Origin of the sequence: Pseudalkalibacillus salsuginis (assembly GCF_021646685.1) — a bacterium.
Lineage (GTDB): Bacteria > Bacillota > Bacilli > Bacillales > Fictibacillaceae > Pseudalkalibacillus > Pseudalkalibacillus salsuginis.
Genome location: NZ_JAKJHW010000007.1, coordinates 109,514 through 131,330 on the forward strand (window position 1 = coordinate 109,514; position 21,817 = coordinate 131,330).

A 21,817-nucleotide genomic window follows, 5' to 3' on the forward strand; every position below is an offset into this window, starting at 1 on the left:
CGCCGTATAAAAAGGTCACGTCATAATGACTCGTCTATAAATAAAAGCAAATTTTTTGTCTTTTTATGGAAAGTAGTGAGTAGTAGACCAGCTGCTTTCAATAGGTTGTGGGCTACTATTATTGATTAAGTTGTTAAGCATTTCTGTATATTCAAATCTATATTCACGTATCATTATTAAATGCCCCCTAGCCCCATCAATTCTTATCTTCCACAGTGCCCTTTAACGGAATAAACAAATTCATTTATTCATCCTTATTTTACCACATAAAAAAGATCGTAAAGAGTTTTGACGGCAGGCGAATGTTAGTTTTTTTATAAGAGAAGACATTATCTGTTGTCCAAAAATTACCGTTATATTTCAAAGGACATTTCTTCTGTCATTATCGGTTATGTACCTCAACATAGAACCCTTTAGACACCAGAAAGGCATTAATAATTTTAAAAGTTAATGTTTCGTGTAATTGTTTGATATAAACTGAACAATCATGCCCACCTTCACATCTCTAGTGTTTATAGGACCTGTTTCTAAACTTCCCATTCTTCGTTTTCCAGTGTAGGAAACTTGGGGGAGGCTGAACCTTAATTGCCCTTATACTGAATAAGTATTAAATACTTTTTTGCGGTCAAAGATATCAACATTAACCTTTAGCAAAACGTCAATCTTTTAGGGAGGGATAATATGAATCCGGATAAAATGCAGTTAAAGAAACGGATTGCGGTAGCAAGCAGGCAAATTCCTGCTGATATCGTCATAAAAAATGCTCGTATCATTGATGTGTTCAACATTGAGATCATTGCAGGGGATATTGCGATTGCGGATGGAATATTCGTTGGAATCGGAGAGTTCAACGGTACACAAGTCATTGATGCTGAAAATCGATTTATTTGTCCTTCCTTCATTGATGGTCATGTCCATATCGAATCGTCCATGGTGACACCTGCTGAATTTGCGAAAGTCGTCCTTCCTCATGGGATCACAACCGTCATCACAGATCCTCATGAAATTGCAAACGTGTCAGGCAAGGAAGGTATCAACTTCATGTTGGACAACTCTGAAAACCTGGAATTGGATGTTTTCATCATGCTTCCGTCCTCTGTCCCAGCGACCTCAGTCGAAAATTCCGGCGCAAAGCTGTCAGCATCTGATCTGGAGCCTTTTTATCATCACAAAAGAGTACTCGGCTTAGCCGAAGTGATGGACTTCCCTTCCTTACGATCTGCTGATGATGAGTTGGTCGATAAGATCGCGATGACATCTAATTACAGCCCGAATATGGATGGCCATCTGGCTGGATTGGGTACGGATGCCATCAATATCTACAAGGCCGCTGGTGTTCAAACCGATCATGAATGCAATACAGTCGAGGATGCACTGGAACGTCTAAAACGAGGCATGTATCTCTTGATTCGTGAGGGATCTGTAGCAAAAGATTTGAAATCACTGATCTCTGTCGTCAATCAAAACAATGCACGGCGCTGCCTCTTCTGTTCGGATGATAAACACTTGGATGATCTCATTCAGGAAGGTAGCATCGATCATAACGTCCGTTTAGCGATCCAATCCGGGTTGGACCCCTTGATTGCTGTACAGATGGCTTCATTAAACGCTGCTGAATGCTATGGATTGAAGCAGAAAGGCGCAATCGCACCGGGTTATGAGGCTGACTTCTTACTAATGGATGATTTGGATTCAATTGATATTAAAGAAGTCTATAAATCTGGAAAGCTTATTGCACGGGAGGGTGAGTATGTCGGCAAGCTTGTAAAAAAGAAAAACCCCGGACAAAAGCTGTTGAACACAGTAAACGTTTCCGGAATTAATAAAAAAGATTTACAAATTACGATCGGAAAATCAGGTTTAGCAAATATCATCGGAATCATACCAAACCAATTGACTACCAATCACCTACAAGAACAAGTCGTTGTTGAAAACGGCGTATTCGTTCCGTCTCGCGAAAAAGATCAGCAAAAGTTAGTCGTGGTTGAAAGGCATAAGCATACTGGGAATGTAGGATTGGGCATCGTAAAAGGATTCGCTCTGGAAAATGGTGCTATTGCAACGACTATCGCCCACGATTCGCACAACATCGTTGCGACTGGAACGAATGACGAAGACCTTCTATTGGCGATTCAAACCCTTAAAGAAATAAATGGTGGACTAGTCATTATTAAAAATGGTAAAGTCCTTGTCTCCTTAGCCCTTCCGATTGCTGGTCTGATGTCCGATCAAGGATTCCATTCGATCGCCACCGGACTTCATCAAGTGAAGCAAGGACTTTTAGATCTTGGATTCAAATCAGGATTCAATCCGTTTTTGACCCTTTCATTTCTGACCCTGCCCGTCATACCAGCCTTGAAATTGACTGATCTAGGTCTATTTGATGTCAAAACTTTTCAGCACATCGAAGTAAGCCTTTAACATCATGTATTATTTTTCTTCATTGCTCATGGTGTGGAAATGAAGGGAGAGTAGTCTGACAAGCCGCTCACCTGACGGAAACCCTTCGCTCTGCCTCAGTTAATACTCGTGAAAAAGCAATCATCAAATGGGGGGATTTCCAACAGGTTTCTGTAGTAAATTTTTCCCCGATCCTCTATAAACAGTTGCAAGGCAATCTTAGAGAAAACAACAGAAAGGATGCATGTCGCATCCCTTCTAGTCGTTCTCCCGTTCCTTATCTATTTCAAGCACTTTTCCGTCAGAGGCTGAAATTTCAATGTCTGCTTCACGGTTCTTCGACATCTTGATTTCAATTTCATAAACGTAATGGTCATCATCTTCATCCAGCTCAACTTTTGTCACTTTTCCATCAGCTTGTTTCAATGCGATGGCGATCGCCTCTTCTTTAGAAATTAAATCACGTTTTTCGATTAATTCTGCTTTACTTCCTTTATCATGATCTTCATCGTCATCTGCCTCGATTGCTAAGATTTCACCTGAGTATGCATCTATATGGACTTCATGATCTTCACTTTCTACATCGATATCCACTTTATAAACTTGTTTTCCATGTTCTTCTTCAATTTCCACTTCATCAACGTTACCCTTTACTTCTTTTAAGGCGATCCTCTCAGCCTCAGAGATCGAAATCATGTTTTCGCCGGCATTTTTGGTATTTTCATTTGTTAGTCCGTTTTTCTTTATTCCTCGTCCATCATCGTCATCCATCGCTTTCACCACTCCGATTCCTCCGATTGCCAATGTCCCAGCCAAAGTGCACATGATGATTTTTTTCTTCATCTCTCATACCTCCTGTAATTGTTGTTTACAAATACATCATATCCACCCGAGATTAAAACAATTGGAAAGGAACATTAGAAAACGATGAGAATTCAGTGCCAGGCACCGATTTAAACCCCTTCTCCCATATGGGTTCTCAAACGGTGCCTGGCACGGATGACATAAAAAGCTGGCTCATGTATGTGAGTCCAGCTTAATAAAAACTATTCGATTACTTCTATGCGTACATTTTTGCGTCCCCATTCGATCGCATCGTCACGGTTTTCAATGAACACATCGATTGAGTTCCCATTCACTCCACCGCCTGTATCCGCTGCAATCGCCACTCCATAATCTTCTACTTTTACGATGGATCCGAGTGGAATGACACTAGGGTCGACGGCGATCACTTTCGCATCGGGGTATTTCTTCAAATCGAGTCCCATCCTTGTCATACCTGAACAACCTTCGCAATTTGCTGTGTATGCTGTGCTTTCAACTGTCAACGTTTTACCTGCTGCTGAACCACGCTTAGCTTTACTGTCTAAAGCTGATCTTGTTTTCGGTCCTGCAATCCCATCTACTACCAGGTCTTGTTGCTTTTGAAAGCTCTTGACTGCACTTACTGTATCAGATCCGTATATTCCATCAAGATTTGAATTGTAATGACCTGCTTGTTTTAACTGATATTGAATATGTATGACTTGTTTTCCTATGTTGCCATATCGCAAAACTTTAACAGCATGGTTCGTTTGCGGTCCTGCAATCCCATCTATCTTCAGGTTTCGTTTACGTTGAAAGTCCGTAACTGCCTGTTCAGTAATATCACCATAGTACCCAGTTGATGTATGGTATGGGAATACCCCTTTTGTCATCAAGTAATCCTGTAATTCGGCAACATCCGATCCTGATGACCCATTCATCAGTGTGCGATCTCCCAACGCCGCTTCTGTAAATGAAGGAGCTGTAATCATGAGGGCTCCCACAACCAAGACCATGAACATGGCTCTAAATTTCTTAGACATAAAAAATCCTCCCTATTTTCTTTTTACATAAAAGAATTCGAGAGGAAATGACATTATTCGTATATAAAAGCCAGATTCACAACGTTCGACCCTCAAAAATCCATTATATTGAAACAATGTATTCTATATGGTCTATAAGAAAAAGATGGTTATATTACCCAACATACCCCAAATCCAATTTCTGTTAATATTATGCTGATGTAGTAATTAGCAATTATGACCATTGGCTAATTCACGGAGTTCGCGGCATCTTGAAAAGCCATGGACATCTATTTACAGACTCCTCAGTCCTCGTACGTGATCGTCGATTCACCTGTAAATCCATCTACCAGAACGGTTACATCCTCCTCATCATTGCTTTCCATTTCGATTTCATAGGTCGGTATACCATTGATCGTAATGAGCTCGATATCATCAATTTCACCGGATACAACAGAGAGTGCCTTCTCTTTCGCTTCTTTCTCAGAAATTAACGTTTTCTCTTGTTCTTTCGGTTCATCCGTCTTTTCTTCGTTACGATCGATGATTTCACCGGATTTTGCATCAACCGTAACAACGGTAACTCCTTTGTCTGTCTTCACCTTAATTTTATAAACGGGAGGATTTTTGCTTTTTAAAAATTGAGCTTCCTCCACCTCACCATCGACATCCTTCAATGCGATTTCTTTCGCCTTTTTCTCATCAATTCGTTTCTCTCTTAATTCTAGGACTTCCAACTTTTCTATGCTGCGCTCATCAGAATTGATGACAATCTTATACGTCCCAGTGTCACGTTCAAGAATCGCTTCGAACAGATTTTCACGGGCAGTGACCTCTTGTATTTCGCCTGCATATTTGCTTGCGATAAACTCCTTGATTTCACTTTCAGCTAATGGTCGGTCATTTTGACTTGCAAGGATATGTTGTGTGGTTATGATGATGCTGACCACAAACAAAGCCACACCTACTATGATGAACACGTTCCTCTTCAAGGTCCCGTACTCCTCTCTATATAAAATCATTGCCCTTTTTCAACTGAATCTTAATGCTTGTACTGTTTCCTTCCTCACTATCAATGGCGATGATCCCTTCATGGGCATCAATGATCTCTTTTGCTATCGAGAGACCGAGACCACTTCCACCTGTTTTCCGACTCCTTGCCTTATCGACCCGGAAAAATCGATCGAACACCTTTGCAATGTCTTCTTTTGGAATGCCGATCCCGTAATCTTTTACTGTGATAGCAGGCTGCCCTTGGTCATATCCGACAATCACATCGATTTCACGATTACTGAATTTTTTTGCGTTATCCAAAAGAATGAACAATACCTGCTTCAGTTTCTGTTCATCACCTGCAGCTGAAACCTCAGGCAGTTCCCTGACCACATTTACTTTCCGATTGTAAGCCTGCCGAAACGATTTCGCTACCTCCTCACAAAGCCCAACCAGTTCGATCATCTTCCAGTCAATGTCCCAATCATTCTCATTTCGTGCAAGCATAAGCAATTGCTCCGTCAAATTCCCCATCCGGATCGCTTCCGAATGAATCGCTTCGACCGATTCATCAAACACCTCCGGTTTTTTCGTGCCCCACCTTTTCAAAAGACTGGAATAGCTCTCAATGATCGTGAGCGGCGTCCTTAATTCATGGGATGCATTGGATACGAAGCTCTGCTGTTTTTCCGAGTTCTCCTTAAGAATGTCGACCATATTGTTGAATGTCGTTCCCATCTTATGAAGTTCATCCTTCGACTGGTCCTCGAGCTCGATATGCTTGAAAGTCTTCTTCCTTTGGATCTCTTCCATAGTTGCGGTCAGCCGTTCTATAGGTCGTAAAATCAATTCGCTCAGGACTCGTGCTGAAAGGAAAGCGGGCAAAATCGCTAGCAACGTCGCCAGTAACAAGATCGTGCGCAAAATTTCAAGGTTGGCCTGGACTCCAGCCAGACTTTCTGTCACTTCAAGTGTGACGACCTCCCCATTTTTCCAGATGATCGGAATCGAAACGACTGCATAGGACGCAACGCCGATTTCACGGATATCAGCGGATTGTGAAGACTGGAACTTCGCCTCGCTCTTCTGGAGTTCATCTGTTTTCACCTGTGTTAAAACCGCTTTCGAATCCTGATTAATGATCCGGATCATGCCGTCACTCGGAATGAATGCAGGCAATAATGTACGTGGATCGATTTGTTCTTCCTTCAGTGCAGCAGCAACCGTTTCCGTCTGGTTCGTCAGACGATCCAGTTCTCCTTCTGTCGTCACTTTATTGAATAAGTAATAGATTGTACTATTGATCAGCAACAGGATGATGAATAGAAAAATAGTTGAAAAAAGATGAATTTTATTACGTATTCTCATCTTATTGCTCCTTCAAGACGTACCCGACACCACGGACTGTATGGATCAAAGGTGGTTCCCCATTGTCGATTTTCCTCCGCAAATAACGGATATATACATCAACTACATTCGTATCACCATAATAGTCGAACCCCCATACAGCGGATAAAATCTGATCCCTGTTCAGCACAAGTTGCTTATTTTGAAGAAAATAAACGAGCAGGTCAAACTCTCTCGGTGTCAGTTCAATCTCTCGATCACCACGTTTAACTTCTCTTGTCTTCTCGTTGACAACCAGATTACCAAGAATTAACCCCTTCTCTATGTCCTCTGTCTTATTAGATATCCCCTTCAGCCGTAATGATGCTCGGACGCGGGCTAACAATTCCTCGATTTGGAAAGGTTTCGTGATATAATCATTGGCACCTTGGTCCAAACCAGCCACCTTTTCGGGTACAGAATCCCGGGCGGTCAGTAAAATCACCGGTGTATTCTCATCCTTTGTACGGATCCGCCTTAAAACTTCCAGCCCGTTGAGTTCCGGGAGCATGATATCTAACAGGACAAGATCCCATGTGTCTGAACGGATTTTTTCAAGTCCTGTTAAACCGTCGTATGCGGCATCAACTTCATATCCTTCAAATTCCAGTTCAAGCTTGATAACACGAGCAATTTTCTCTTCATCTTCCACGATCAATATCTTCTGATTAGCTATCATTTTCCCACCTATTTCACGATTATTCCGATTTCAACTCATTCAGCTTCATTATACTTCTCTAACATTAAAAAATGGTGAGAAACATTAAGAAAGGCTGTTTTGATTGTTGCTTTTTTACATATCCAATGAATAGCTTGATATAATCAGGTTTCAGGAGGCGAACATAGAGTGTGGAAGTATATATACCAAGAGATCTGCGATTTAAGTAAACCGGAGTACTTAGCATTATTCAAAGCTATGAAACATTTCAAAAGAACCAGATAAAATAACCTAGCTACTGAATAATATCCGTGAAAACTCGTTTCAACAGTGGTTTAGCTTGTGTCTATTGTGGATATAAGTTTATACTACCTGGAGAGTCAGCTTATGAAGGTAAAGATCAAGGCCTATTACATATATGTAACTAGTGCATGCACGCAAATCACTTGTTGAATGCCAAATTTTCTAATAAAGGAATGAGAGTGTTGAAAAAGAGACTCTGTATTATTGGTAGTGGGGTATCCGGACTACACCTAGCTTATGCTCTAAAGGAAGATTTTGATATTACAGTCATTGAACGTCAATTACCAGATCAGATTAGAAAAGGTAGAATTATGTCTACCCAGGTACATTTCGGATCGACAAGGACTCGTGAAACACGCTTTAATGTACCTGAATGGGGAGAACAAACCCTTATTGAAAGTATTCATATTACCATTGGAAATCAAAAACTATTTGTAGGACAGTTACAAGAACCGGCATTATCTGTTGATCAACGTTTGTATTACTCTCATTCTATTGAAGATCTTATAGATAAAGGAGTTTCCTTTCGTTTTGAAAAGGTAGATAAAGAGAGTGTGGAAGTACTAATAGATGAGTTTGATTTAGTTATTGATTGCACAGGGAAAAATGGAACTCTTTTGCCATTTCCGATTGAAGAGGACCTGTCCCCTTTTCAAACTCCTCAGCGAAAATGTATCGTTGGTTATTTTATAGGTATAAAAGCAAACACTCCTCTGGGAGTAAGTGTAACGGTTCTTCCTGAGTTGGGTGAAATGTTTGAAATACCTGCAATAACAGAACACGGTCCTGTAACCATACTGTTCATTATGGCAATACCAGACAGCGATTTAGACGTATTTAAAGGAATAAAAAATGCAGAAGAGTTTACTCTTAAAGTAAGACGTACAGTTCAACAGTTTTTCCCAGAAATTTATAACCGAATTGAAGGGGAAAATTTTGCTTTATGTGATGAAAATAGTTTTCTTCAAACTGCTTTAACACCTGTTATTCGAAAGCCTTATCTCATGATTAAAAATAAGCTGGTGGTTGGCTGTGGCGATAGTGTTTTTTTAAATGATCCTATTACGGGTCAGGGCTGTAATCTCTCTTCTTACTGTGCTGAACAATTGTATGAAACCCTTACCGAATACAAAAACTCTAAGTGGGACATGAAAACAGGAGAAGCTTATTGGAATCGAACGAAACAGTTTGTAAAAGAAGTAACTGAATGGACTAATGCCATGACGAAGCCATTACCTGAGCATGTTGTTCAATTGCTGCTTCAGGGTACACAGGATCAGGTAAAAGCAAACGAAATTGCTGAATGGTTTGCCAATCCGACAAAAGCGTATGAAGCGTTTTTTTCAACAAAATGATACATTTATAAAGTCAATGACCGCCATGAGGGTCCATTCCAAAAGTTAATGACTACTCCTGAATTTAATAAGCTGTAATATATGAGGTATTTGCTAATAAATATTTCCTTCCTTCTTAACAATCGAGAGCTATTCAAGAGTATTGGATTGCGCCATTTTCAAAGATAAGGGGGGATTTAACGGAAAAAGCAACCCCATAAAACAGTAGATCATTAATAAAATTGGCGTACCTCTTAGTAAAATAGGGTACGCCTTTTATTTAGGACTAATAGCAATAATCTATTTGAAAACAGCCTTAAAAAAAAGACCTGTAAAATAGGTATTGAATAAGATCAAACAAATAATTCAGCCTTGAAAACCAACAGGATGAAACCGATCAAGGCAGTTCCAGAATTTAATGATTGTAAAAATACCTCTAAGGAGCCATTTGATCGGGTAGATGATCAGCTCAGGGATCCCTATTAATAAATCCGGTAACCAGCTATCTTTTTTACGTTTTCGCATTTTCCCTTGCTCCTTCTAAAATCAGAGTTCTATTTCTACGTCTTTCATGATGTAAGGTTTCAATCATGTAGATTTTTCTAAGAAAAATCGCCAATTTAGAGGACCAGACTGGAATCAATCAACCTACTTTTTGTGTTAATCTGTTCACTTCTCCGCTCATTCTTTCTGGTCACTTCTCTAATCATTCTGGTCACCTTCTGATTAATCTGTTCATATTAAAAATCTCCCAGCAGAATGGCTGGGAGATTTAAGAATCTTTTATTCTTCTACTTTCTGTTCCGAAATGATCGAACACAGCACGGTATATTCAAAACTCCAATGTAAGTTATCTATGGGAGTATGGAAAACACCATGATTGCGTTGCTCACCTTTTTAAAACAATAACCCTATTTATTTGAATAATTCAACAGGGAAAAGGATAACTTCTGGGACATAAGTTATAATCAAAAGGATTAGTATCAGGATTGCAATTTGCGGGAACAAATACTTGAACATTTTCGGTACGCCTATCTTCGCAATGGAAGATGTAACAAACAAACATACTCCTAATGGTGGAGTGACCATACCGATTGTAAGATTGACAGCTAAAATTATTCCGAAGTGTACTGGATCAATACCGCCAGCTAATACCAATGGCAGGAACAATGGGGTGAAAATAGAGACAGCACTGATGGTATCAATAAATGTACCTGCAATTAACAAGACGATATTAATAATGAGCAACAATAGAATCGGGCTCTCAGATACATCCCCCATCATCTCAATTAATTGATTCGGAATTCGGTTGAAGGATAAGAACCAGATAAAAAGTGAGGCGCTCCCGATCAAAAAGACAATCGCTGCCGTAGTCTTTGCTGTCTCAAGCATGATCGGCCATAGATCTCGCAATGAAATCTCTCTATATACAAACATCCCGATGATCAATGCATAAACGACAGCTATGACGCCGGATTCAGTTGGGGTGAATATACCTGAAACGATCCCCCCGATAATGATAACCGGCATGATCAAGGCAAGTAGTGCATCCTTCGCACCGATTACTACCTCATTCAAGGTAGCGCGCCGATCACTCGAACGGTACCCTTCCTTTTTCCCTACATAATAACTATAAGCCATTAGGCCAATACCCATCAGTAAACCAGGAATGACCCCAGCTATGAATAGATCTCCGATAGAGACACTTGCAATTACCCCATATAAGATCAAAACGATGCTTGGAGGGATGATCGGTCCGATTGTTGCTGATGTAGCCACCAGACTGGAAGAAAACCGGACATCATATCCTTCTTTGTTCATGGCTGGGATCATCATGCCACCAATTGCAGCGGCTGCTGCTATCGCAGTCCCAGTCAACGCAGAAAAGAATACGCTCGCAAGTACGACGACCATAGCCAAACCTCCTGGCAGAGGACCGACAAGTGTTTTAGAAAAGTTGATCAAGCGCTTCGAAATACCGCCCTTAGACATGATTTCACCCGCTAAGATGAATAATGGCACAGCTACTAGAGTAAAGTTGTTTACCCCGCCGAATACTTTTCTCGGAACATTTGTAAGCAACCCTGGGTCTGCGAGAAAAATTCCAAGAATGGAAATGAACCCTAGTGCGAAGGCAATCGGGATTCTTAAAAGTATCAATAGGAACAATAATACGACTAGCCAAATCATATAAACACCTTCTTAACATGGTAATAGATCATAAATAAGGCACTTAGAGGTACGGCTAGATAAACATAAGCCTTCTGGATTGGCAAAATCCCAAGAACCTGCCCTGACGCAAAATTGTCCATTACTAGAAGATAGCCGAAATAAAGAAGGACCACGATTACAATCCCTACAACTATGAATTCAAGAACCTCCAGAATTTTAGATAATAGTTTAGGAGCATTTTCCAGCATATCCACTGTTAGATGATCCCGGTTTTTGATAGCTAACGCTGCACCAAACAAGACACTATAGACAAAACTGATCATTAATGCTTCCTGTGACCAACTTAGAGGCTGTTTTAGTACATAACGAAATATGACTTGTAAAAAAGTGATCACTACAGTAGCTGACAAACAGATTGTAATGATAACTTCAAGCAGTTTCCCTAGAAAGGCATCTATTTTATTGAAGACCATACAGCCTCCCCTTTCTTTAAAAGAGGGGATCGACTCACAAGGACCTGACAGGAGTGCCGGGCACATTGTTCAAGAGTCATCCCCTACAGTGATTATTGTTGGATTTTATTGATCAAATCCTCCGGCACCTGTGAACTAACTGCGTCTTTTACGTTCTGTGTAGCATCACGGAATGCTTCACGATCGGGTTCAGTGAAGGTTACCCCATTCTCTTCAAGCTTATTTTGAATTTCCTTCGCTTTTTCAGCTAGTGTTTCCCTATGGTATTTGGTAGTTTCTGAAACTGCTTCTTGTACAAGCTTTTGTTGTTCTTTATCAAGCTTGTCCCAAGCACTATTACTCATGACAACGATTGCCGGTGAATAGGTATGAGCTGTTATGGCTACATATTTTTGTACTTCATAAAATTTCATAGAATCGATTGTAGGCAGCGGATTTTCTTGTCCATCCACTACACCTTGATCAAGTGCAGAATATAGCTCGTTGAAATCGACAGGAGTCGGGCTTGCACCTAAGGCTTTCATGTGAGATTCCCAGACAGGGGCTGGCTGTACACGTATTTTCAGCCCTTTTACGTCATCAGGTGTTTTGATTTCTTTTTTATTATTCGTTAAATGTCTGAACCCGACTTCCCAATAGCCGAGCCCTTTCATATTGTGCTCATCGACTAGACTCAACAGCTCTTTTCCAACTTCTCCATCCAATGTGCTGTAAACATGTTCAGTATCATTAAATAAATATGGAATTCCGAAAACATTCATTTCGGGAACCGTGTTTGCAAAAGAACTATCTGCCGCGACCGTCGTCATATCTACAGAACCATCCATGACCTGTTCGATCACGTCTGCTTCACTTCCTAGTGTTGCGTTACCATGGATTTCCACTTTTACAGAACCACCCGTCTTTTCTTCAACCAATTCCTTGAATTTTTCGGCTGCTATATTGTACTGATGGGAATCAGAACCCGAGTGGGCGAGCTTGAGCGTTACAGTATCACCATCACTTCCACTGCCAGAACACGCTGTCACAACGACTAACAATAAGGCGAACAAGCTGACTGTCAATAACTTTTTAACCTTCATTGATCATTCCCTCTCCCTATAACTCTTTTTTATATAAATGAGGCACCCTGCTTGTGAAAATAGGTACATCAGTCCTAACCTTCTTAACCTTCTCTAAATCGAGCACAATCGATAACGATTCTTCCTTTTCAACCTTTCCTTCAACCAATACATCTCCCCATGGGTCAATTACCATTGAGGTCCCGCTGAATTCGACACCATCATAAGCACCAATCCGATTACAAGACAGTACATACATCTGGTTTTCAATAGCCCTTGCTTTTTGAAGAGTCATCCAATGATTTCGGCGTGCTAAAGGCCATTCTGCAACAATGAATAAAATTTGAGCGCCTTCGAGAGCTAACGAACGGATGAGCTCAGGGAACCGCAAATCATAACAAATGATGACACCCATCTTAATACCATCCAGTTCAAACACTTCCGCCGCTTTTTCCCCTCCTGTCAGAAAGTTTGGCTCATCCAGCATTGGTACAAGATGTACCTTATCGTATTGATAAACCTGTTCCCCTTTACGATTGAAAACGAAAGAAGAATTGTAGATCTTTCCATCTACTTGATTCGCAACCGAACCACCAATGATATTGATCTCATATTTTGCTGCCAATTCCTTCAAAAAGCTACGGGTAGGTTCACCATCTCGATCAGCTAATCCATCCAATTCATTCAGGGTATATGCAGTCGTCCACATTTCTGGTAAAACAATCGTATCTGGTGCATTGTCATTCACTTCTTTCTCAATCCATACCTTGACTTTTTGTCTGTTCCTTTCTGGATCTCCAGGGAAGATGTCCATTTGGTAAAGAGAAAATTTCATCCTTACACGCTCCTAATCAATTAAATTATCAATCTCATATTCAGCTTTGATCTGATCTCCATTTGTAGGATCCGAGAAGACCATTCTGAATTTCTCTCCATATTTGAATCCATCGAGTAATGGGACAGTACCAGAAAATGCAATGCTGTTTCGGAGTGGAACATTTTTACGATTCAAATACTCTTTGATCTCCTCGTATGGAATGATTGCGTCTATCGTATCTTTCTGATAGGCTATCCACTCACCGTCAATGTATATTTGTGAAGACAATTCCAGCTGATCCCAATGGTCTTTCACCTTTTCAAACGACCATGCTTTGGTAGCAAATGGTTTATCGCACACTTGTTTTGACTTATTGATGTCTATAGTCTCAAGTGAACGGTCGGTATGATCACTTCCAACCGTTACAAAGACTTCATCGGAAGAATCACCGTAAATCAACACAATCTCTGCTTCACCGCTTGTTTTATCACCAATTACCTCCACCCTCTTCCCCTGGCTTAAACTACTTATGCTGACTGGGTATAATGAAGGGACTTCTTCAGGCTCTGGAACACCGATTTCAGCAAGTTCTTTAACATGCTCCCACGTTTTTTCTTTATTCCTTCCTGCATAACCGACACAATAGGCCTTATCGATCTTGATTTCCTTTTTTTCACCTTCAACCTCCACAACGTAAAGATTCCTTTTTTGGTTTCCATTTGTATGATTCATATTTCCTCCACCTGTTTCGCTTACATTTTTGATGATAAGCCTAATTATTTTCTACCGATCTTACTGTTTCCCAAGTCTTTTCCAAGTGATCAATCATCAATTCGGTTGCTTTTGACTCATCATGATTTTCTAGAGCATCGATGATTTCTTTATGTTCCCGGATAACTTCCTCCATCCGGCCTTCCTTCATCAAGGCTGTATGCCCGATCAATCGGGTAAGGTTGTAAACCTCTTTTAATATTCGCTCTAAAAGGTTCTGGTCAGCAAACTCTAATATTTTTCTATGAAAGAATTGATCCAGTTCGATATATTTAATACGATTATTTGCTGCCATGGCTTCTTCTTGCCTATTGACAATTTCTCTAAGTAACTCGATTTGCTCGTTGGAAACCACTTTGGCTAACTTCCTTAAACCTTCAGCCTCAATAGATCGTCTTAGAAAAATGATTTGCTCCTTTTCACTTTCGGTTATTTCTCTTACCTTGAAGCCTTTCCTTGGTATATGGACCAATAACCCTTCTTTAAGCAACTCCGATACTGCTTCTCTTATAGGTGTCCGTGACGTCTCCAACGTTTCAGCAAGTGACGTTTCCGTCAGCATCTTTTGCTTTGGAATCATGCCTGTCAGTATCGCATTTTTGATTTGGTCGTAAACAATTTCTTTTGTGGTTTTCTTCTTTTTAACTGGTTCCATTTTAAAGTTCTCCATAAAAAACCTCTCTAAATGTATAATGTATACATTGTACATCATACAGTATAATTTTCAGAAATGTCAATATTGCCTGTTAATTTTCGCTCAGGTATTTTATTTTAACCAAAGAAAAGCGCAAGCGCCCTGGTTAACCACGAAGGTCATTGGAAGTCCGACGAGGAGGCTCTAAAGATCGGTTTTTCGCGTTTTAGGTGCCTCATAAAGGGTCTAATGAGTACCTTAAGATCGGTTTTTCGCGTTGTAAGTGCTTCATAAAGGTCTTATGAGTACCTTAAGATCGGTTTTTCGCGTTGTAAGTGCTTCATAAAGGTCTTATGAGTACCTTAAGATCGGTTTTTCGTGTTGTAAGTGCTTCATAAAGGTCTTATGAGTACCTTAAGATCGGTTTTTCGCGTTGTAAGTGCTTTATAAAGGTCTTATGAACCAAACAAAGTTCGGTTCTACGTGGGCAAACACTTCGACCTAAATCAATGTGTCGGCCGCCGCAGGAGGACTGAAGTGATCCAAGTGGTTGGGCGGTGGAGCTAGACATTTCTTAACTGAAACCAAAACTTTTATACTCTCTTATCCTCAAAAAGAAAACTGCCGATTAAAATCGACAGTTCATTTAACAGTTTTAAGCTGATCGGACATCCTTCTTCGGTTTTAAGGGTTCAGAAAGCTTACTTCCCCATTTCGTCGTCATCAGATAAGCATATTGATAGATCGGGCTCTGAATGAACGTAAATATAAATGTGAATATGAAGACCGGACCGCCAAGCAGCCATCCTAATAGCAGTACAACGCTTTCAACCATGATTCGCACCCGGCTGATCGACATCCCCAGTTTATCGGAAACTGAAAGCATGAACCCATCCCTTGGCCCGGCACCAATCCGCGCTCCTGAGTACATTCCACCGCCGATTCCCATCAGTACAACACCTAATATCAAAACCAGGATATCGGTGAATACGGAAGAGGAAGGTGGAAAGAACTCCAGATAGAGGAACAGGTCGACCAAAGGACCGACAGCCAATGCATTCAGGAACGTCCCGATGTTTATGTAGCTCCGGTCTAAAAAGAAGGAGACGAGGACAAGAAACAGCCCAACCAGAACAGCCCACGTCCCGATCGTAAGACCTAATTTTTCAAATAAAGCGATGTTCAGGACATCCCATGGGTGAATCCCCAAATGTTGCACCTGGATTGCTACCGAAATCCCATATGTGAAAATGACCAACCCAAGCATAAAAAAAGGAATTTGTATGCGGAGTTTCATAAGTTGTGCCTTCCTTCAAAATAGTAAGTTCTTTCATTTTATTTTAAAATAACGCTTAATACAATTTATTCGTATTCCTCCAAAAACGAGACCGACCCACTCCATGTCAGCGTTCCTCCTCTTGGAAGGTGGCATACACATAGTTTTGGCCGATCTCGCTTCTGATCACATCCAGTTAATGTTTTCTATTATTAGTTTTGCTGATAATGGGTTCTTAGGATCCGAGCAGGGAACGGGCAAGTAAGTTTCACCAATTGATATGCGGTTGGGTAGGGTCAGGGTCATTTTTTTCAAGGAACTCTTGCAAACCAGGAAGATCATCACTATTAATTAAATCGACACCAGCTTCCAATAATTCCTTCCACACTGAATTCCTTTCTTTAGATGCACTGTCAGGAGTCGCCCAAAATCGAACGATCTGTCCATTTTCATGAGCTGTGGAAACGATCCTTTTAAGCTTTTCCTTTTCATCTTCCGGCATCTCACCTTCTCCAGTCCATGAGAAATGTTTACTCCAATTGTCGCTGATCACAGGCATGAACTCATTGCTGGTATTCGAACCAAGGTCAATCATCCGTCCATCATACGCAGCAAACCTGATTTCCTGTTCCTCCATTAAAGTACGGGGACGGTTTCCTGAAACGATCACGGTTACAGAACCAGGCTTTACACCTGATGGCAGAAATTTCGTGAGCATTGCCTGATAATTTTGAAGCTGTTTATGCAATTCTTTGTATGTAGCTTCATCCTCAGATTTAATATCTATCCAAAGGAGGAAATCCTGCTGGGATCCAGGATAAACTGACCCATGGTTCTTGACAGTCTCCATTAATGGGTCTAAATAAAGAGATTTCAATGTACGGTCCTGCTGGATCTCTTCTTCATCATGCGCAACAAAAAGGTCTCCATCTTTCAGCCACACATCTGCTTCCACACTGGTAAAACCATGATCCAGTGCATCCAATAACGGTCGGTCGTGCCAGTAATCATTATGCGCATGAGCTTTTGAGAGTGGCTGTACAGCCGATTTTCCTTTTGGAGATTCTGCATCAACAGGCATTGCACTTGAAAATGACATTAATAGTGCTGAAATGATTAAACCGATTTTTACAAACCTATTTTTCATCATTTATGGCCTCCTATAGTTTGTTCGCCTTCAATATTATAGGAGCCCGGTTCAAATTCAATATAGATCCTTAATACTTAACTAAACCTTTAAATCCAATTTACAACGTAAGCGAAAAAGTTCTGCTAACCTTGTAGCAGAACTTCTAGTGGAAGAAGATGGGTGGGTGCTTGCGGCATATTCATCTCTTTACCAATATTTTCAGCTCCTTTACCAATAAATTTTGGCGGTTTACCAATATTTCGTGTAGAAGTACACTTCCCTCATAAAGCTTTCTCCTTCAATAGCTGATCGACCCGATTTTGCATCGATAAAATTACGGTCCGCTTATACCTTGCACCCAACAACAAAACTTTGATCTGCTGGTAGCGGGACAGTTTTTGAAAACGCGGCTCCTTTTTAAGGAATGCACGTACGATCGACCAGCTTTTCGGTGCCAACGGAAAATCGTCCAAAGGCTGCTTGTTCCGAATTCTCAAAATGATCGCTTTCATCCTCGATGGACCATTATCATCCACAATACAAGGTGCATAAACGTTCCGTGTCTTATTTCGTAAGTGATCATATCGTTCCCGTCCACTCAAAAGGGTATAGCTGCCGTCTGCCCGGTTCTTCTTTACAACTAAGATATACATGCAATCCCACATCAGATGTTGAAGTTTCTTGATGTGCTCAGTAATTTTCACCGATAAATCCGGTTTGATCTTACTCAGCGGAATATACTGTACCGTGAATTTCATCTATACCCTCCCCCTGTCCCTGGGCTGAATTTCTTTTACCTATTATATGAACGTTCTGGGCGAATGTGACTGTGTCCATTCTTCTTATTCCTTGGACAATCGGTACGTTCAACCATACGACCTGTCTACAACTTGAATAGGATAAGTATAGTTTCTTTTGCAGTTCAGGAGGTGGTAAATTTGCAAAAGTATAACGTCAAGCTGAGCGGTAATAATCAAGTTCCAACAGTGGATACAGACGCTTTCGGGGTAGCCAGGTTCGTTTCTAATCGTGATAAAAGCCAAATCAGGTTCATTTTCAAAATGGATGACATCCGTAATTTCGTACAAGCACACATCCATTTCGGTGCGATCGGCCAAAACGGCCAAGCTGCAGTCTTGTTAAAAGGTGATGAACTGTCTTCATTTGAAGAGCAATCCAGTACCGGCATTCAAAAAGGACTGATCGCGGGTACGATTACAGATAAAAATATCATCAGCAATGATGAAGGCATCGATAGTGTGAGTGACTTGATTCTTTTAATGGATGAAGGCCTTACTTATATCAACGTGTACACTGAACAAAATCCAGATGGTGAAATCAGGGGACAAATCATACCTGTACGAAAACGGCCGAGCTTTTAAAATTTTACGCAAGAAGTCACATAATAAAGGAACACCTTCGTCCCCATCCTCCCCAGATGACGCGATCGGGTCATATTTATACCGACTATCAACGTAAATAAAACAAGAGGAATGATCAGAAATTGAAGCAGACGAAGCAACAGATCACCTAGTGGAGCCAAAACTGCTGTCTGTTCACCAAAAAGGATACCAGTAATAATCCCGAGAATTAATGCGACGGTAATCATTAGAATTAAAGAGGTATTCAAATACCCATTTATCAGTCTTTTCATTTTTGATATTTCCCCCTTCCTACAAGTCAAATTAAACTCATATAATTAGTAGGGATTAAGGTACATGACATTCTCCATCCTGTCAAAAAAACAGCTTGTTGAGAGACTACCTTGGGGGGCTTTAATTCATTTCATTCAGCTGTGCCAGTGTTTCCAACACATGATCAATCAATGCAGGGATATCCTGGATGTGACCCTCATTGATTTTACGATTGAACCCTACTTCAATCTTGTTCATAAATTTGTTCTGGTCAGGGCTATAAACGAAGGAAATCGTCTGGGTCAGGGGGCGTTGATCCCAAATGCTTTGCATGAGCTGTTCAATCAGTCCACAATCAGTCTGAACATCGTTTACTTCCATATAAAAGCGGACCAATAGGGTGCAGCCGGGATTTTCCCCTGAAGTTTCCATGATTTCTGCCGCTAAATCATCGAGGGAAGCTGCTAAGAAAATTTCCGCTGTAACATCCTGTTGACCGGCAAGAGTGAACTGAAGGCTGAACGCCCTGGACATTGAAGCCATCTCCATCTTATCTTTCCGATTACTGACAGATACTTCTCCATTAATATTATCGAGGTCATATACATAGTTTTCAAACGCTACTTTTAAATTATCAAATATGGTAGGATCATTCATTGCTTTCCACTCTTTTCATTATAGAAATCTATATACATCTTACCACTTTTTGGCTATACTCATTCACGATAAACCCACAACCGACTTATATATAAAGAAAAGCGTAAGCGCCCTGGTCATCCAGGAAGGTCACTGGAAGTCCGACGAGGAGGCTCGAACAAACAAAATTCGGTTCTGCGTGGGTAAATGCTTCGATTTAAATCAATGTGTCGACTGCCGCTGGAGGATTGAAGTACCCCAGTTAGGTGATGGGGCTGGATTTTCCTTCACTGGATAAAAGTTTTCTTCTCTTAAAAAAAAAAGACTGCCCAATCGGACAGTCCTTATGATACATATTCGACTAGTTAAGTTTCTTGTGATCCTTACTTCGTATCGTAATCGTGTATGAATCACCTTTCACCTTATCCTTCATTTCTTCCGAGCTCAGGAAATCCTCAATGATTTTTTCCATGTCTTCACCGTATTCCTTAGCATCTGGGTCTGTGCTTTTGACCGAAGATTTGAAAATGATCTCGGGTTCAGGGTCTACGGAATTGGCCAACCCTGTAATTTTATAAATCTTTTTACCTAGCAGGTCTTCCCCGACAAGATGGAGTATATTTGCCCACCTGGCTTCCTGTTCTCTTTTTTCGAGATCGACCTTCTTGAACTCGACAGGATATGTCTCTATGTCATTTGACTCAACCACATCATTGATCAATGATTCAATTTTATCAAGTTGAGCCTTAGACTCTGTCTCTGGTACCTCTACCATTATTCCCCGTTTTAAATTATCATTCTTGATACTCAATGTAAGAATGTCATATCCATGCTTTTCCAACACATCATTGATCGTCTTGTACAGGAAATCATTTTCTTCTATTCTTTTTTTATCTTCTTCACTGATTTTCATAAATTCTTCATTTACTTCGGCCCGGCTCACTTTTACTGTATAGGCATCATAGTTCCTGGATCCCAGGATATCATGTGTAGTTTTTTCAACATCTTCTTTAATCTCGTTGAAATATTCTTCAGAGCCTCTAATCCGAATACTGATCTCTTTTCCATCCTGATATGATACCCCGACTCCTGAGATTGGATAATCCATTTTTTCCAATTCTTCAGCAATGTCACTGACAACAAGATCGGATTCAAATATCTGGCCTAAGTATGGAAGCTTCGAGGCCATCTTCGCCATGACAGGTGAGACGAAAGCTGAACCGATGAACAACCCGAAGAATAAGACGACAGCCGCGCAAACATAGGTTGTTTTTTTAGAGAACCATCGGTTTTTAGACCGCTTATTCACTTCAGAGCTCCCATTTAATTCAGCTTTCGCTTTTTGAAACCCCATTTTCGCCCGATTATGTAGTTCACTCGGGATTTCGATCTTCTCTAATTCGTGTTTTAATTTATTGTTCATATACATCATCCTTCCGGACTTTTTTTCGGAGTTTATCCAGCCCCCGGTATAAAACGGATTTCACTGTGCCTAGTGGAGATTCGACAATTTCAGCGATCTCATTCAACTTGTAACCGTAGTAGTATTTCAGCAGCACGATCTGTTTTTCGTTTTCATTCAGGGTCTCGATCAATTCCTGTAAGGAAATGGAAAGTGGAATATCTTCGTCTTTTGACCGGATGTTATCCGTGTATTTCGGATTCAAATGTATGACCTTCTGTTGTTTCCTTAACAAGTCGAGCGCACAACTCATCGTGATTTTGATCAGCCATGTCTTGAAAAACTCAGGGTTTTTCAACGTGTTGATTTTCTTAAACGACCGATAAGCTGTTTCTTGAACGACATCAAGGGCATCATCTTGATTTTTGACATACAGATATGCTGTTCGATAGATATCTATCTCATATTTCTGGAATAGTTCCAAGAAAGCTTGATCATTTCCTTGCTTCGCTTCATTCACCAGCTCGATAATTTGACTCACCCTCTTTTCTATTTGGTTTTCATTCATTAGACGACCGGATCGGCTATTTGGCTTAACTTTTTTATCGGTAATTTCTCCCACTAGAAAAACCTGATCCGTTCAAACGAATCAGGTCTAGGAAAAATCCTGCATATTAATTATAAAGAGGAAATGGTATTAGGCAAAGCTGACAAAATTTGCTTTTCGGCAATCAAATGTCACAACACCGTTCGTAGCCGTATTTAGTCCTGTTACACAACAAGTCTTCTGGTCAAAGCACAAGAACGTCAGAGCAATAGGAGAGCCGCCAAAAGAAACAGTCACTGTAGTACCCGGTCTTAGATCGCAGAATATTTGACAAGTACAAAAATGTGAGCTGAAACAAGAGTGGG

The 21,817-nt window shown here is 40.6% G+C and carries 22 protein-coding genes; 3 read left to right on the plus strand and 19 right to left on the minus strand.

All coding sequences use genetic code 11. The features are described 5' to 3' along the window. Positions 1-681: 681 nt before the first annotated feature. Positions 682-2,421, plus strand: a complete 1,740-nt coding sequence (ade, locus tag L1611_RS16605; protein WP_236314837.1) for an adenine deaminase — start codon at positions 682-684, stop codon at positions 2,419-2,421. Between the two features lie 237 nt (positions 2,422-2,658). Here the strand turns inward: ade and L1611_RS16610 are convergent, their stop codons facing one another. The 5 genes from L1611_RS16610 to L1611_RS16630 form a co-directional block, all read right to left on the minus strand. Continuing rightward, the gene (locus tag L1611_RS16610) at positions 2,659-3,243 is read right to left on the minus strand and encodes a PepSY domain-containing protein (protein WP_236314838.1); all 585 of its coding nucleotides are present in this window, start codon (positions 3,241-3,243) and stop codon (positions 2,659-2,661) included. Positions 3,244-3,446: 203 nt separating this feature from the next. Continuing rightward, positions 3,447-4,247 (minus strand): peptidoglycan-binding protein, encoded by an 801-nt coding sequence (locus L1611_RS16615; protein WP_236314839.1) that lies wholly within the window; start codon positions 4,245-4,247, stop codon positions 3,447-3,449. Positions 4,248-4,531: 284 nt separating this feature from the next. Continuing rightward, positions 4,532-5,218 carry a PepSY domain-containing protein gene (locus L1611_RS16620; protein ID WP_236314840.1) on the minus strand — a complete coding sequence of 229 codons (687 nt, stop codon included), beginning with the start codon at positions 5,216-5,218 and terminating at the stop codon, positions 4,532-4,534. A gap of 16 nt (positions 5,219-5,234) precedes the next feature. Continuing rightward, complete coding sequence (locus L1611_RS16625; protein WP_236314841.1) at positions 5,235-6,587, minus strand: HAMP domain-containing sensor histidine kinase; 1,353 nt, start codon at positions 6,585-6,587, stop codon at positions 5,235-5,237. A gap of 1 nt (position 6,588) precedes the next feature. After that, positions 6,589-7,284, minus strand: a complete 696-nt coding sequence (locus L1611_RS16630) for a response regulator transcription factor (RefSeq protein WP_236314842.1) — start codon at positions 7,282-7,284, stop codon at positions 6,589-6,591. 455 nt (positions 7,285-7,739) lie between these two features. Here L1611_RS16630 and L1611_RS16635 point away from each other — a divergent pair, with 455 nt between their 5' ends. Beyond that, the gene (locus tag L1611_RS16635; protein WP_236314958.1) at positions 7,740-8,921 is read left to right on the plus strand and encodes a styrene monooxygenase/indole monooxygenase family protein; all 1,182 of its coding nucleotides are present in this window, start codon (positions 7,740-7,742) and stop codon (positions 8,919-8,921) included. Between the two features lie 345 nt (positions 8,922-9,266). On the opposite strand, the gene L1611_RS16640 is transcribed toward L1611_RS16635, so the two are convergent. The 10 genes from L1611_RS16640 to L1611_RS16685 all read right to left on the minus strand — a co-directional run bounded on the left by L1611_RS16640 (position 9,267) and on the right by L1611_RS16685 (position 17,991). Continuing rightward, positions 9,267-9,425, minus strand: a complete 159-nt coding sequence (locus tag L1611_RS16640; protein ID WP_236314843.1) for a hypothetical protein — start codon at positions 9,423-9,425, stop codon at positions 9,267-9,269. 390 nt (positions 9,426-9,815) lie between these two features. Then, entirely contained in the window at positions 9,816-11,090 is a 1,275-nt protein-coding gene (locus L1611_RS16645; protein WP_236314844.1) for a TRAP transporter large permease, read from the minus strand. Then, positions 11,087-11,545 carry a TRAP transporter small permease gene (locus L1611_RS16650; RefSeq protein WP_236314845.1) on the minus strand — a complete coding sequence of 153 codons (459 nt, stop codon included), beginning with the start codon at positions 11,543-11,545 and terminating at the stop codon, positions 11,087-11,089. The genes L1611_RS16645 and L1611_RS16650 overlap by 4 nt, the downstream gene beginning before the upstream one ends. A gap of 92 nt (positions 11,546-11,637) precedes the next feature. Continuing rightward, positions 11,638-12,627, minus strand: coding sequence for a TRAP transporter substrate-binding protein (locus L1611_RS16655; protein WP_236314846.1), 990 nt, complete (start codon positions 12,625-12,627; stop codon positions 11,638-11,640). A gap of 16 nt (positions 12,628-12,643) precedes the next feature. After that, positions 12,644-13,441, minus strand: a complete 798-nt coding sequence (locus tag L1611_RS16660; protein ID WP_236314847.1) for a carbon-nitrogen family hydrolase — start codon at positions 13,439-13,441, stop codon at positions 12,644-12,646. Between the two features lie 12 nt (positions 13,442-13,453). Further along, the gene (locus L1611_RS16665; RefSeq protein WP_236314848.1) at positions 13,454-14,155 is read right to left on the minus strand and encodes a DUF2848 family protein; all 702 of its coding nucleotides are present in this window, start codon (positions 14,153-14,155) and stop codon (positions 13,454-13,456) included. 40 nt (positions 14,156-14,195) lie between these two features. Then, positions 14,196-14,849 carry a GntR family transcriptional regulator gene (locus L1611_RS16670; RefSeq protein WP_236314849.1) on the minus strand — a complete coding sequence of 218 codons (654 nt, stop codon included), beginning with the start codon at positions 14,847-14,849 and terminating at the stop codon, positions 14,196-14,198. A gap of 634 nt (positions 14,850-15,483) precedes the next feature. Beyond that, positions 15,484-16,125: a YczE/YyaS/YitT family protein gene (locus tag L1611_RS16675; protein ID WP_236314850.1), complete on the minus strand. Its 642-nt coding sequence runs from the start codon at positions 16,123-16,125 to the stop codon at positions 15,484-15,486. A 247-nt stretch (positions 16,126-16,372) separates the two neighbouring features. Next, positions 16,373-17,251 (minus strand): phosphatidylinositol-specific phospholipase C/glycerophosphodiester phosphodiesterase family protein, encoded by an 879-nt coding sequence (locus L1611_RS16680; protein ID WP_236314851.1) that lies wholly within the window; start codon positions 17,249-17,251, stop codon positions 16,373-16,375. 263 nt (positions 17,252-17,514) lie between these two features. Next, positions 17,515-17,991 (minus strand): hypothetical protein, encoded by a 477-nt coding sequence (locus L1611_RS16685; protein WP_236314852.1) that lies wholly within the window; start codon positions 17,989-17,991, stop codon positions 17,515-17,517. A 171-nt stretch (positions 17,992-18,162) separates the two neighbouring features. On the opposite strand from L1611_RS16685, the gene L1611_RS16690 reads away from it, so the two are divergent. Further along, a complete protein-coding gene (locus L1611_RS16690) occupies positions 18,163-18,615 on the plus strand; it encodes a CHRD domain-containing protein (RefSeq protein WP_236314853.1) in 453 nt (150 codons plus the stop codon). On the opposite strand, the gene L1611_RS16695 is transcribed toward L1611_RS16690, so the two are convergent. From L1611_RS16695 to L1611_RS16710, 4 genes are all read right to left on the minus strand, one after another. Further along, positions 18,612-18,887, minus strand: a complete 276-nt coding sequence (locus L1611_RS16695) for a cation:dicarboxylate symporter family transporter (protein ID WP_322972569.1) — start codon at positions 18,885-18,887, stop codon at positions 18,612-18,614. The two genes, L1611_RS16690 and L1611_RS16695, sit on opposite strands and share 4 nt — an antisense overlap. Positions 18,888-19,008: 121 nt before the next feature. Beyond that, positions 19,009-19,524, minus strand: a complete 516-nt coding sequence (locus L1611_RS16700) for a hypothetical protein (protein ID WP_236314854.1) — start codon at positions 19,522-19,524, stop codon at positions 19,009-19,011. 340 nt (positions 19,525-19,864) lie between these two features. Continuing rightward, the gene (locus L1611_RS16705) at positions 19,865-20,926 is read right to left on the minus strand and encodes a DUF4030 domain-containing protein (RefSeq protein WP_236314855.1); all 1,062 of its coding nucleotides are present in this window, start codon (positions 20,924-20,926) and stop codon (positions 19,865-19,867) included. Next, positions 20,916-21,446: a sigma-70 family RNA polymerase sigma factor gene (locus L1611_RS16710; RefSeq protein ID WP_236314856.1), complete on the minus strand. Its 531-nt coding sequence runs from the start codon at positions 21,444-21,446 to the stop codon at positions 20,916-20,918. The genes L1611_RS16705 and L1611_RS16710 overlap by 11 nt, the downstream gene beginning before the upstream one ends. Between the last annotated feature and the right edge of the window lie 371 nt (positions 21,447-21,817).